This is a genomic window from Hylemonella sp. P2_B10, from assembly GCF_056404875.1.
Genome location: NZ_JBFUDE010000008.1, coordinates 24,776 through 37,379, shown reverse-complemented (window position 1 = coordinate 37,379; position 12,604 = coordinate 24,776). Strand labels below are relative to the sequence as shown.

At 63.9% G+C, this 12,604-nt stretch carries 14 protein-coding genes; 12 read left to right on the top strand and 2 right to left on the bottom strand.

The annotated features are described in order from the left end of the window. The 8 genes from AC1DX2_RS25715 to AC1DX2_RS25680 form a co-directional block, all read left to right on the top strand. A partial coding sequence (locus AC1DX2_RS25715) for an O-linked N-acetylglucosamine transferase family protein (RefSeq protein ID WP_477199290.1) occupies nucleotides 1-294 on the top strand: 294 nt, incomplete at its 5' end. Then, nucleotides 291-1,064, top strand: a complete 774-nt coding sequence (gene rfbF, locus AC1DX2_RS25710) for a glucose-1-phosphate cytidylyltransferase (RefSeq protein WP_477199289.1) — start codon at nucleotides 291-293, stop codon at nucleotides 1,062-1,064. The genes AC1DX2_RS25715 and rfbF, both read left to right, overlap by 4 nt. Next, a complete protein-coding gene (gene rfbG, locus AC1DX2_RS25705; RefSeq protein ID WP_477199288.1) occupies nucleotides 1,028-2,128 on the top strand; it encodes a CDP-glucose 4,6-dehydratase in 1,101 nt (366 codons plus the stop codon). Before rfbF ends, rfbG begins: the two co-directional genes overlap by 37 nt. Beyond that, nucleotides 2,125-2,685: a dTDP-4-dehydrorhamnose 3,5-epimerase family protein gene (locus tag AC1DX2_RS25700; protein ID WP_477199287.1), complete on the top strand. Its 561-nt coding sequence runs from the start codon at nucleotides 2,125-2,127 to the stop codon at nucleotides 2,683-2,685. Before rfbG ends, AC1DX2_RS25700 begins: the two co-directional genes overlap by 4 nt. Then, entirely contained in the window at nucleotides 2,682-3,911 is a 1,230-nt protein-coding gene (locus AC1DX2_RS25695) for a methyltransferase domain-containing protein (protein WP_477199286.1), read from the top strand. The genes AC1DX2_RS25700 and AC1DX2_RS25695 overlap by 4 nt, the downstream gene beginning before the upstream one ends. A 19-nt stretch (nucleotides 3,912-3,930) precedes the next feature. Beyond that, complete coding sequence (locus AC1DX2_RS25690; RefSeq protein WP_477199285.1) at nucleotides 3,931-4,764, top strand: NAD-dependent epimerase/dehydratase family protein; 834 nt, start codon at nucleotides 3,931-3,933, stop codon at nucleotides 4,762-4,764. 3 nt (nucleotides 4,765-4,767) lie between these two features. Beyond that, complete coding sequence (locus AC1DX2_RS25685) at nucleotides 4,768-5,526, top strand: cephalosporin hydroxylase family protein (protein WP_477199284.1); 759 nt, start codon at nucleotides 4,768-4,770, stop codon at nucleotides 5,524-5,526. Nucleotides 5,527-5,579: 53 nt separating this feature from the next. Beyond that, nucleotides 5,580-6,644 (top strand): FkbM family methyltransferase, encoded by a 1,065-nt coding sequence (locus AC1DX2_RS25680; protein ID WP_477199283.1) that lies wholly within the window; start codon nucleotides 5,580-5,582, stop codon nucleotides 6,642-6,644. Nucleotides 6,645-6,797: 153 nt separating this feature from the next. Here AC1DX2_RS25680 and AC1DX2_RS25675 read toward each other — a convergent pair whose 3' ends face one another. Beyond that, nucleotides 6,798-8,015 carry a flagellin N-terminal helical domain-containing protein gene (locus AC1DX2_RS25675; RefSeq protein WP_477199282.1) on the bottom strand — a complete coding sequence of 406 codons (1,218 nt, stop codon included), beginning with the start codon at nucleotides 8,013-8,015 and terminating at the stop codon, nucleotides 6,798-6,800. A 463-nt stretch (nucleotides 8,016-8,478) separates the two neighbouring features. Here AC1DX2_RS25675 and AC1DX2_RS25670 point away from each other — a divergent pair, with 463 nt between their 5' ends. From AC1DX2_RS25670 to AC1DX2_RS25655, 4 genes are all read left to right on the top strand, one after another. After that, a complete protein-coding gene (locus AC1DX2_RS25670) occupies nucleotides 8,479-9,696 on the top strand; it encodes a flagellin N-terminal helical domain-containing protein (protein WP_477199281.1) in 1,218 nt (405 codons plus the stop codon). A 139-nt stretch (nucleotides 9,697-9,835) separates the two neighbouring features. After that, entirely contained in the window at nucleotides 9,836-11,305 is a 1,470-nt protein-coding gene (gene fliD, locus AC1DX2_RS25665; RefSeq protein WP_477199280.1) for a flagellar filament capping protein FliD, read from the top strand. A gap of 137 nt (nucleotides 11,306-11,442) precedes the next feature. Beyond that, complete coding sequence (fliS, locus tag AC1DX2_RS25660) at nucleotides 11,443-11,862, top strand: flagellar export chaperone FliS (RefSeq protein ID WP_477199279.1); 420 nt, start codon at nucleotides 11,443-11,445, stop codon at nucleotides 11,860-11,862. Nucleotides 11,863-11,878: 16 nt separating this feature from the next. Then, entirely contained in the window at nucleotides 11,879-12,178 is a 300-nt protein-coding gene (locus AC1DX2_RS25655) for a flagellar protein FliT (RefSeq protein WP_477199278.1), read from the top strand. Between the two features lie 94 nt (nucleotides 12,179-12,272). On the opposite strand, the gene fliE is transcribed toward AC1DX2_RS25655, so the two are convergent. Then, the gene (fliE, locus tag AC1DX2_RS25650) at nucleotides 12,273-12,584 is read right to left on the bottom strand and encodes a flagellar hook-basal body complex protein FliE (RefSeq protein WP_477199277.1); all 312 of its coding nucleotides are present in this window, start codon (nucleotides 12,582-12,584) and stop codon (nucleotides 12,273-12,275) included. Nucleotides 12,585-12,604: the final 20 nt, after the last annotated feature.

Below are 12,604 nucleotides of genomic sequence, written 5' to 3'. Positions count from 1 at the left end.
CTGTACATGGGCGTGCCCTATGTGACCTTGGCCGGGCGGCCCAGTGTGGGGCGGCTGGGCAGCACCATCCTTGAAGGGCTGGGGCACCCGGAGTGGATCGCCCAGACAGAAGAGGAATACATCGCCAAGGCGGTGGCGCTGGCAGCGGACACGCAGGCACTGGCCGGGACCCGGGCCGGGCTGAGGCAGAAGATGCAGGCCAGCGCCTTGATGGACGAGGCCGGCTTTGTGCGGCGCGTGGAGGCAGCCTGCGCGCAGATGTTTACACTGTGGGCTGAGAGAAAGACAGCATGAAAGCAGTGATATTGGCCGGTGGCCTGGGTACCCGCATTTCCGAGGAGACCCATCTGCGCCCCAAACCCATGATTGAGGTGGGGGGCAAGCCTATTCTGTGGCACATCCTGAAGATGTATTCCGCCCATGCGGTGAACGAGTTCATCATCTGCTGCGGCTACAAGGGCTACATCATCAAGGAGTACTTCGCCAATTACTTCCTGCACATGTCGGACGTCACCTTCGACATGGCCAACAACCGCATGGAGGTGCACCAGAAGCACGCCGAGCCCTGGCGTGTGACGCTGGTGGACACCGGCGACGAGACCATGACCGGTGGCCGTTTGAAGCGGGTGGGCGAGTACTTGAAGGATGAAGAGGCTTTCTGTTTCACTTACGGCGACGGCGTGTCCGATGTGGACATCTCCGCGGTCATCGCTTTCCACCAGCAGCATGGCAAACAAGCCACGGTGACGGCGGTGCAGCCGCCCGGCCGCTACGGCGCGCTGCAAATGGGCGCTGGCGGCAGCGTGCAGGGTTTTTCCGAGAAACCGCGCGGCGATGGCGGGCTGATCAATGGCGGCTTCTTCGTGCTGTCGCCACAGTGCCTGCAGCGCGTCACCGGCGACGGCACCAGCTGGGAGCTGGAGCCGATGGCGGGCCTGGCCGCCGACGGCCAGTTGATGGCCTATGAGCACAAGGGCTTCTGGCAGCCCATGGACACCTTGCGCGAGAAGAATCTGCTGGAAGACTTGTGGCAATCGGGGCGGGCGCCGTGGAAGGTGTGGTGAGCGCCGGCCTGCCCGACCCCCGTTTCTGGGCCGGCAAGCGGGTGCTGCTGACCGGGCACACCGGGTTCAAGGGCTGCTGGCTGGCGCTGTGGCTGCACAAGCTGGGCGCACACGTCACCGGCGTGGCATTGCCGCCCGATACCCAACCCAGCCTGTTCGCACTGGCCGGCGTGGCCAAACTGCTGGACAGCCACGAGGTCGACATCCGTGACGCCCAGGCCCTGGCTGCTGTGGTGCACCAGGCGCAGCCGGAGCTGGTGCTGCACCTGGCTGCACAGGCCCTGGTGCGGCCCAGTTATGCCCAACCTTTGCAGACACTGGCCACCAATGTCATGGGCACCGCCCATCTGCTGGATGCGCTGCGCGGCCTGGACAGCGTGCGCGCGGCGGTGATCGTCACCACCGACAAGGTGTACCACAACCGCGAATGGGCGCGTCCCTATGTCGAAGACGACGCCCTGGGCGGTTATGACCCCTACAGCGCCAGCAAGGCGGCGGCTGAGATCGTCACTGCCAGCTACCGCGATTCCTTCCTGCGTGAGCAGGGTGTGCGGGTGGCCACAGCCCGCGCCGGCAACGTGATTGGCGGCGGCGACTGGTCGCATGACCGGTTGATTCCCGACGCCGTGCGTGCCTGGAGCGCCGGCCAGCCGTTGGAGATACGCCGGCCCGATGCGGTGCGCCCCTGGCAGCATGTGCTGGAGCCGCTGGCCGGCTACCTGCGCCTGGCCGAGCTGCTGTGGCAGGACGCCCGCTTCGCCAGCGCCTACAACTTCGGTCCGCGCACCGGCGAAACCGCCACGGTGCGCCAGGTGGTCGACCTGGCCCTGGCCACCTATGGCGCGGGCGAAGTGCGTTATGGCGAGGTGCCTGCCGGGCCGCACGAGGCGGGTCTGCTGGCACTGGACATCGCCAAGGCCGGGCGTGAACTCGGGTTTGCGCCGCGCTGGGCCCTGCCTCAGGGCATTGGTCGCACCATGGGCTGGTACCGGCAGCAGCAGCGGGGCGAGGACGCGCGCGCGTTGTGCCTGTCTGACCTGGCCGTTTTTGAGAGTGGCGCATGAGCCGTTTTGAAGCCATCCCCACGCCGCTGGCCGGCCTGCGGGCATTGCAGCGCCAGCAGTTGGGGGATGCTCGCGGCTTCCTGTCGCGCCTGTATTGCGCTGACGAACTGGCGCCGTTGGGCTGGCAGGGGCCGGTGGCCCAGGTCAACCACACCCGCACCGGCCAGCGCGGCACCGTGCGCGGCATGCACTACCAGCTGCCGCCGCACGCCGAAGTGAAGCTGGTCACCTGCCTGCGTGGTGCCGTGTGGGACGTGGCGGTGGATTTGCGCGCGGGCTCGCCCACATTTTTGCAATGGCATGCCGAGCTGCTGTCCGAGGACAATGCCCGCGCCTTGCTGATTCCGCAGGGCTTTGCCCATGGTTTCCAGACCCAGACGGATGATGTGGACATGCTGTATTGCCATTCTGCCGCCTACGTCGGCCATGCCGAGGCTGGGCTGAACCCGGCGGACCCACGGCTGGCGATAGCCTGGCCCTTGCCCGTTCAGGGCTTGTCGGCGCGCGACGCCGGCCACGCCCTGCTGGGCGCTGATTTTGAAGGAGTACGGCTGTGAAGTGCCGGCATTGCCATAGCCCCCTGAGTTTGCCTTTCCTGGACCTGGGCGGCGCCCCGCCATCGAACTCCTACCTGTCAGCCGCCGCCCTGCAGGCTGCCGAGACCTGGTACCCGTTGCGCCTGCTGGTGTGCGAGAACTGTTGGCTGGTGCAGACCGAGGATTACGCCGGGCGCGACACCTTCTTCAGCGAGGATTACGCCTATTTCAGCTCGTTCTCGTCCTCGTGGCTGAAGCATTCCGAAGCCTACGTGATCGACATGCAGCAGCGCCTGGGCTTGGGCGCACACAGCATGGTGGTGGAGGTGGCGGCCAACGATGGCTACCTGCTGCAGTATGTGCAGCAGCGCGGCATCCCCTGCTACGGCATAGAGCCCACCACCAGCACGGCGCAGGCGGCGCGCGACAAGGGGCTGACGATTGAAGAAGCCTTCTTTGGCCGGGAACTGGCCGCACAGCTGGTGGCCCAGGGCCGCCAGGCCGACCTGACGGCGGCCAACAATGTGCTGGCCCATGTGCCCGACATCAACGACTTCGTGGGCGGTTTTGCGCTGTTGCTGAAGGCCGAAGGCGTGGCCACTTTCGAGTTTCCGCACCTGCTGCGCATGGTGCAGAACAACCAGTTCGACACCGCCTACCACGAACACTATTCTTACCTGTCGCTGGGTGCCGTGCGGCGCGTGTTCGAGGCCAATGGCCTGGCGGTGTTCGATGTGCAGGAACTGCCCACCCACGGTGGCAGCCTGCGCGTGTTTGCCCAGCGGCGCGACACGGGTCAGCGCGAGGTGCAGCCAGCGGTGGCGGAGGTGCTGCGCGCGGAAAGCGAGGCCGGCATGGGTGCACGCGATTTCTACGCCCGCTTCCAGAGCCAGGCACTGCAGGTGAAGAACGACTTGCTGGCTTTCCTGTTGGAAGCCCGACGCCAGGGTAAGCGGCTGGGGGCCTATGGCGCCGCCGCCAAGGGCAACACGCTGCTGAACTTTGCCGGTGTGCGGCCTGATCTGTTGCCCTACGTGGTGGACCTGAACCCGGCCAAGCAGGGCCGCTTCATGCCGGGCAGCCGCATTCCCATCGTGTCGCAGGACCATCTGCTGACCGACAAACCAGACTTCGTGCTGATACTGCCGTGGAACCTGCGCGACGAGGTGCGCCAGCAGCTGCCGCAGGTCAGTGCCTGGGGCGGCCAATTCGTCACCGCCGTGCCGCGGCTGGAAGTGCTGGGCTGAAGCCCGTCGGAGCCAATGTATGTTGAGCAACGCTGCGCAACAGTTCACCGTCCTGGGCGGTGCCGGCTTTGTCGGCAGCCACCTGGCGGCCTATCTGCGCGCGCAGAGCCACCGCTGTGAGGTGCCGGCGCGGGGCGACGCCACCGTGTTCAGCCGCCCGCTGGGGCATGTGGTGTACGCCATCGGCCTGACCAGCGATTTCCGCACCCGGCCGCTGGAAACCGTGGAGGCGCATGTGTGCGTGCTGCGCCAACTGTTGGCCAGCGGGCAATTCGACTCGCTGACCTACCTGTCCAGCACCCGCGTCTACGCCGGCGGCAGCGACACCAGCGAGGACGCTGCGCTGCGCGTCAACCCCAATGACCCCAGCGATCTGTACAACCTGTCCAAGCTGATGGGGGAATCGCTGTGCCTGCACGGCGGCCGCCGGGCGGTCAAGGTGGCGCGGCTGTCCAACATTGTGGGCGTGCGCGACAGCGCTGACAGCTTCCTGGAGCAACTGCTGCGCGAAGGCTTGCGCGCCGGCCAGGTGCAATTGCAGACCTCGCTTGCATCGCGCAAGGACTATTTGTACATCGACGACGCGGTGGCGCTGCTGGCGCGCATCGCCCTGGCGCCTGAGGCTGGCATTTTCAATGTCGCGGCCGGCGTCGGCACGTCCAACGCCCAAATTGCGCAGGCGCTGGCGGAACAGGCGAAAATCCAGGTGTCGGTGAGCCCCGGCGCGGCCGACTGGGATTTTCCTGATGTCGATATCGCCAAGGTGCGGCGGCTGTTCCAGTTCTCGCCGCAACCGTTTTCCGCTTTTTTTCCTCAATTCCTCAGGGCCTACCCCTCTGCCGAAGGACACTGATATATGTCTTCCTATCTGGAAACCACCCCCACCGCCCATCCCGACTACCGGGCGGAAAAGCAGCAGCGCATAGGCGCGGCGCGCGACGACGCCGAATTCCAGGCGCTGGCCAAGGATTTCCGTACCATGGCGCTGGCGCGCCACTACATGAACAATTTCTCCTGGTTGGGCCGGCCGCTGATACAGCTGCCGCAAGACGCCATGGCCATGCAGGAACTGATCTGGGCCGTGAAGCCCGACCTGGTGATTGAGACCGGCATTGCCCACGGCGGTTCGCTGGTCCTGTCGGCCTCCATGTTGCAGTTGCTGGGCCATGGCGAGGTGCTGGGTGTGGACATCGACATCCGTGAGCACAACCGCCAGGCCATTGAGAGCCACCCGTTGGCGCACCGCATCAGCATGATCCAGGGCTCCAGCGTGGACGAGTCGGTGGTGGCCCAGGTGCGCGCCAAGGCGGCCGGCAAGAAGGTGCTGGTGTGCCTGGATTCCAACCACACGCACGCGCACGTGCTGGCCGAGCTGAACGCCTATGGCCCGCTGGTCAGCGTGGGCAGCTACTGCGTGGTGTTCGACACCTTCGTCGAGGACATGGCCGACGACTACGTGTGGACCGACCGCCCCTGGGGCAAGGGCGACAACCCCAAGACGGCGGTGTGGGAGTGGCTGAAGAGCCACCCCGAGTTCGAGATCGACCGCTCGGTGGAAGACCGCCTGCTGGTCACCTCGGCGCCGGATGGCTTTCTGCGCCGCACCCGGGCGTGAGGACAGACGGCGGCCCGGCCCACATCAATTCAAGCGAGAGAGGCAGAGTAGACATGACACAGGAAAAATTACGGTCCGCATTGGACAACATTGCCAAGAACCCGGCATGGCGCAACGCTTTCATCCGGCAATTGCTGGCACTTGAGAAGCAGATCGCCACGCCCGACCTGGAAGTCCGGGAGCTGGTCACAGGCCCGCTGGTGGACGCCCTGTTCAGCGACAACGAGGTGGTGCGCAAGTCGCTGGCCAACGGCACAGTGCTTGACTTCTATTACCGCTCCAAGATCGCACGTGACTTTGTCATGTCCGAGCCCGAGGTGCCCACCCATGCGTGGGAGCCCCAAACCACACGGCTGCTGGTGAATCTCGCGAAAACCGCCAAGCAGGCTCTGATAGGCGGCGCTTACTTTGGCGACCATGCCATCCTGATCGCCCAGCAGGTGGCGCGCAACCAGGGTCAAGTCCACGCTTTTGAGCCGAACGACGACCAGCGCAACATGCTGGTTCACAATGCCAAGCTGAACAACCTGACCAATATCGTGGCTCGTCCTGAAGGGCTGTGGGACAACAGCACCAGCTCGCTTCAACTGGTCGGCGACGATTCATTCGCTTCTTCTGAGGCGATTGAGGGGGATGCCACCGGCGGCATTCGGACCGTCACGGTGGAAGACTACCTCGGAACGTTGGGCGTCTCCCAGTTGGACTTGATCATGCTGGACATCGAAGGGGCCGAGCTGCGGGTATTGCTGGGTGCCCAAAAGTACCTGGCGGCACCGGCTGGGGAAGCACCGGCCATCGTGTTCGAGGTGCATCGCCATTATGTGGACTGGAGCGATGGCCTGGTCAACACCGAGATCGTCAAGTTGCTGACCGGCTTTGGCTACAAGATATTCGCCCTCAGGGATTTCAATTCCAATGTCGATCTCTCGAAACACCGCATCGAACTGATACCGGTGGCATCGGTGCACCTTGGCGAGCTCGCGCACGGGTTCAACATGGTCGCGGTGAAGGACGACAAGATTTTCGATGCCGCTGAATACAGCCTTTGCAAGGACGTCAGTCCCAAGCTGTTGCGTCACCGGGATCCGGCGCTGCACCATCCCATCGGCGGACTCTGAATGCCGCGGCCCCCATGAGGGGGCTGCCAGCGGCTGAGGGTCTTGATGTCAGGAAAGCGACGCGGCTGCGACCTCGCGCACCACCCGGATGGGCGGCAAGCGGCAGTCCGTTGCGCGCAGGCGGCGCGCCATGCGCCCGATGAAGGCTTTTGCTTAACGCAGCAGCGCCAGCACGCCCTGCGGCAGCTGGTTGGCCTGGGCCACCATGGCGGTGCCGGCTTGCTGCAGGATCTGCGTGCGCGACAGGTTGGAGGTTTCCTTGGCGAAGTCGGCGTCCACGATGCGGCCGCGGGCTGCCGCCAGGTTCTCGATCTGGATGTCGATGTTGGACACCGCGCTCTCGAAGCGGCTTTGCAGGGCGCCCAGGTCGGCGCGCGAGGAGTTGATCTGGTCGATCGCGCTGTCAATCTTCTTCAGCGCCACCCAGGCGTTGGCCTGCGAGTTGATGTTCAGCGAATCAATGCCCAGCGCGTCAGTGGTGGTGGTGGCGGCCGTCACGCTGGTGGCCAGGCCAGCATTGGCAAAGCCGGTGGTCGCCGTGCTGAAGCCGGCCAGCGCAATGTTCTGCGGGTCACCGTTGGAATCCAGCTTGGCCGACATCAGGCTGATGTTGAACAGGCCGTTGCCATCGGGCTGCAGATAGGCCGACACGCCGGTGTCGGAAGCCTTGCGGTTGATGGCCTCCATGATCTGGCCCATGCGTTCCTGGCCAGAACTGGCCGACTCGATGGCGCCCAGATCGATGGGCAGGCCTGCGCCCACCGTGATGGTCAGTGTGCCCGTGGCAATGGACGTCAGCGTGTTGACGTTGGACGGGTCGATGCCGGTGTTGGTGTTGTCGTAGGCATAGGCGATGTGCGACAGGCCCTGCGCGGTGGAATTGGTCAGCGCGCCCAGCGTGGCGTTGTCGCCGGAATTGGCGCCCACCTGGAACACGGCGCCGGCAAAGGTGCCGTCCAGGATTTTCTGGCCGTTGAAGGTGGTCTGCTTGGCAACCCGGTCGATTTCGTCCGTCAGCTGCGAGACTTCGGCCTGCAAGGCGGTGCGGTCGGCCACGCTGTTGGTGGCGTTACCCGCTTGCACGGCCAGTTCACGCATGCGCTGCAACATGTCGCCGACCTTGCCCAGGGCGCCTTCGGCCGTTTGCGCCAGCGAGATGCCGTCGTTGGCGTTGCGTGCGGCAACCGTCAATCCGCGGACCTGCGTGTTCATGCGCTCCGAGATCGCCAGTCCGGCGGCATCATCCTTGGCGCTGTTGACACGCAAACCGGAAGACAACCGCTGCATGGAGGTCGCCAGCGAACTGGCCGACGCGGCCAGGTTTCGCTGCGCATTCAGCGAATTGATGTTTGTGTTGATCGTAGCAGCCATTCAGAGCTCCTGTGAATTGATCGTTGGCTAACACTGGTTTCGGGGCCAGCGACGCCGGCAAAAGACCATTAGCAGTGAGGGAAATTGTGATGAAACGACGAGCAGCCGTAGACTGGATAAGCGGCCCAAAATACGGCCAATTCCGGCGGCTGGGGCAAAGGGACTTGCTTTAACCAGCTGTTGCAAGTTATTGCCAGCATTGGTTTTTCCCCCCATACGCTTAAAAAAAGGGGGGATTTACATGCTTTTTCTAAAGTTTCCCAGCCATCACCCGAAAACCTATCCAACGGGCCAGTTGATTGACGTGTCATCCGGCAAACGTGGAAATCCGGGATTGCCGCTGTTCTCTTTCTTAGAGGCGACGGCGGCAAGGGTTTCCTGAACCCCGGTCCGTGCCCTCAGCCCCGGTGCTGAGAGCTGAGTATGTTGAACGACTGGTTTTCATCTTTTTAGGAGTTTCGAAATGGCTGCAACGATCAATACGAACTTGAATTCGCTGAATGCCCAGCGCAACTTGGCGATGTCGGCGAGCTCGCTGTCGACCTCCATGCAGCGCCTGTCGTCGGGCTTGCGCGTCAACAGCGCCAAGGACGACGCCGCCGGTCTGTCTATCTCGGAGCGCATGAACTCCCAGGTGCGCGGCCTGACGGTGGCGGCCCGCAATGCCAACGACGGCATTTCCATGGCGCAGACCGCTGAAGGCGCATTGGGCAACGTCAGCAACATGCTGCAGCGTATGCGTGAACTGGCCGTGCAATCCGGCAACTCCACCAACAGCGATGCCGACCGCGACGCGCTGCAGGCCGAAGTGGCGCAGTTGCGCGATGAAATCGACCGCGTGGCCAAGGTCACCAACTTCAACGGCCGCAACATCCTGGACGGCACCTTCGCTGGCGGCGCCTTCCAGGTGGGCGCCAACTCCGGTGACACCATCACGGTGGGCTCGCTGGCCAATACCCGTGCCGATGGCCTGTCCGACGTGGCTTACGCCTACGACAAGACCACCAGCAACATTGCCGCCTCGTCGGTCAACACGCTAGGCTCGATCGCGACCAGCACGCTGACCATCGCGGTCAACGGTGGCACGGCTATTGACCTGGGCCCGATCACGGCCGCCAGTTCCGGCCAGGAGCGCATGGGCCAGGTGGTGGAAGCCATCAACCGCAAGACCGGTGACACCGGTGTGACGGCCTTCCTGCGTGTGGAGTCGGGTGGCACCTACGCCATCGACGTGATGTCGTCCAAACTGGACACCAACGGCGACGCCGCTGCCGTGACGCTGGCCGGCTTCACCGCCACCACCACCGGCCTGTCGCTGGCCGGTCTGGCCACCAGCGTGAACTCCACCACCACCACCACCGACGCCATCGGCATCGACACGCTGGATGTGAAGAACCAAGCCAACGCCTGGGTGGCGCTGAAGAAGATCGACAGTGCGATCAACCAGGTCAACAGCTCACGCGCCAATCTGGGCGCCTTGCAAAGCCGCTTTGAGAATTCGGTGTCCAACATCGGCATCCAGACGGAAAACCTGTCCGCTGCCCGTGGCCGTATCGTGGATGCCGACTTCGCTTCGGAAACCGCCAACCTGAGCCGCACGCAGATCCTGCAGCAGGCCGGCACCGCCATCGTGGCGCAGGCCAACCAGCTGCCGCAGGGTGTATTGGCCCTGCTTCGGTAAGCTTTTCCGGGGACTGGTACCCTGAGCCCAGGCTAGACTTGCAGGGCTCTTAGAGGGCGGCGGCGGATGACATCCGTCGCCGCTGTTTTGGTTTTTGCGGCGGTCAGAGGCTGGTCGGCCGCGCTGGCAGGAGGGTTTTATGGCTATCTCGTCCGTGGGTCTTGGCAGTGGCCTGCCGGTAGACAGCATCATTTCACAGCTGGTCGCGCTGGAGAAGCAGCCGCTGGTGTCCTTGCAGACCAAGGCCGCCAACATCCAGTCCAAGATTTCCACCGTGGGGCAGATCAGTTCGCAGATGTCGGCCCTGAACACGGCCGCCTTCAATCTGTCGCTGGACAGCGCATGGGCCGGCGTCACGGCCACTTCCGGCAATACCGCCGCCGTCTCAGTCACCGCCAGCACCGCCGCCAAGCCCACGGCCTTCAGCGTATCGGTGTCTCAATTGGCGCGGGCGCAGTCCACAGCCTCCAGCGCTGTACCCGTTGACACCCAGATCGGCACCGGCTCGCTGACCATAGACATAGGCAGCTGGGATTTCGGTACCACCACCACCCCCACGGTGCCGCCGGTATTCACCGCCGGAGCGGCTGCCAGCGTCAACATCACCATCGGCCCGGGCGAAAATACCCTGACCGGCATCGCGGCCAAGATCAACAACGCCAACGCCGGCGTGACAGCCACTATCTTGCAGGATGTGACTGGCCAGCGCCTGCTGATACGCTCCAACACGACCGGGCAGGCGGCCGGCTACCGCATCCAGGCCACCGACGATGACGCCGACAACACCGACAGCGCCGGCCTGTCCAGCCTGGCCTTCGACCCGGGCACGGCGGCCTCGGGAGGGGCCAGCGGCTTCGGCATGGGGCTCAATGGCTTCCAGGAGGCCAGCAATTCCATCGCCACCATCAACGGTGTCACCGTGCAGTCAGCCGACAACACGGTGAAGGACGCGGTGCCGGGCGTGACGCTGAAGCTGGGCGCGGTGACCACCGCGCCGGTGAACATCGACGTCAGCACGGATTCCGCCGCCATCACCAAGAACATCCAGGCCCTGGTGGATGCCTACAACGCGCTGAACGCCAGCCTGGCCGATGCCACCAAATATGACAGCGCGACCAAAACCGCCGGCGTGCTGCAGGGCGACTCGGTGATCGTGGGGTTGCAAAACGCGCTGCGCAGCATGATGACCTCATCCACCACCGGGTCTAGCTTCAGCAACCTGGCTTCTGTGGGCATCACGCTGCAACTGGGTGGCGCCCTGACGGTGGACGCCAGCAAACTCAACGCGGCCATCACCAACAAACTGCCGGACCTGAAGAACCTGTTCGCCTTGAACAACAGCAATGCTGCCACCAATGGCATCGCCCGCAAGGCCAAGGATTTCGCCACTGGCGCACTGGCGGTGAGTGGACTGATCACCAACCAGACCAATGCCTTGCAAAAGCAGTCCGACAACAACCAGAAAGCCCAGGACAAGGTCTCGGCCCACGCCGATGTGGTGGCGGCCCAGCTGAAGGCGACCTACAGCGCGCTGGACGTGCAGATGGGTTCGCTGACGGCGCTGAACCAGTTTGTCACCCAGCAGATTGCGCTCTGGAACAAGAGTTGACGTCGCCGGGCGGGGTGGCCACGGGCCACTGCCCGGATTTTGCAATCCTTGGGATTGCGCCGCCTTGGGGCCACAATTCAGATTGAGTTTCTGCAGGATGTGCCGATAACTGAGATATCAGTTTCATGGGACACGCAATGTACACCTCCGTCACCGCCCGGTCCGCCTCCGCCTACAAGCGGGTCGGACTGGAAACCAGCGTGGAAGGCGCCAGCCCGCACCGGCTGGTCGCACTGCTGTTCGACGGTTTGCTGCAGTCCTTGTCCGCCGCCCGTGCGGCCATGGCGCGCGGCGACGTTGCCGCCAAAGGCCGGGAGATCAGCAAGGCGGTGAGCATCATCGAGCAGGGGCTGAAAGCCGGTCTGGACGATTCGAAGGGTGCCAGCGAGATCGCCGCCAATCTTCGGGCTGTTTATTCATACAGCACCGCGCGCCTGACGCTGGCCAATCTGCGCAACGACGAAAGCCTGTTGCTGGAAGTGCGCGACCTCATCGTGCCCATCGCCGACGCCTGGAACCAGGTGCGCGAGCAAGTGGCCACTCCCCATACCAATTGAGCAGGAGAGAACGACAATGGCACAACAGATGCTGATGGACTATTACAAGGCCATTGAAGACAGCAGCCGCAAGATGCTGGAAGCGGCCAAGGCCGAAAACTGGGACGAGGTGGTGCGCTTCGAAGGGGCCTGCGCGGTCCTGATAGAGCAATTGCGCTACCAGGCCACGGTGGAGGAGCTGTCAAATGAGTTGCGCCAGGAAAAAGCGCGCATCATGACGCGCATCCTGATCAACGACGCCGAGGTGCGCACGCTGGCTGAACCTTGGCTGATGCATGGGGACCCGCTGGAAGGGCGGCCGGTCACGTTGCATTGAAGTGGTTTGTCCGGCAAGGTGAACAGCCGGACAGCTACGAAGTGTTGAGGACAGAGCAAAATCGCTGCGCAATTTTGGTCTGTCCCGCAATGCCTCACACTTGCATATTCATGATGTCGGTGTAAGCCTGCACCATGCGGTTGCGCACATGCAGGGTGGCGGTGAAGCCGATTTGCGCCTTCTGTATCGCCACCATGGTTTCTTCCAGGCTGACGTTGGGGTTGTCCATCTGCACTTCCTGCTGCAGCCGGGTGGCCTGGTTCTGAGCCGCGCTGACCGAATTCAAGGCGCTTTTCAGCGCGCCGCCAAAGCCTCCCGCCTCCTGCGCGCCGCCTGTACGAACGCCACCTGCGCGGGTGGCGGCGGTGCTCACCGGCATGGTGGTGGGGGTCAGGCGTAGGTCCATGGCTGTGTCCGTGGGAAAGG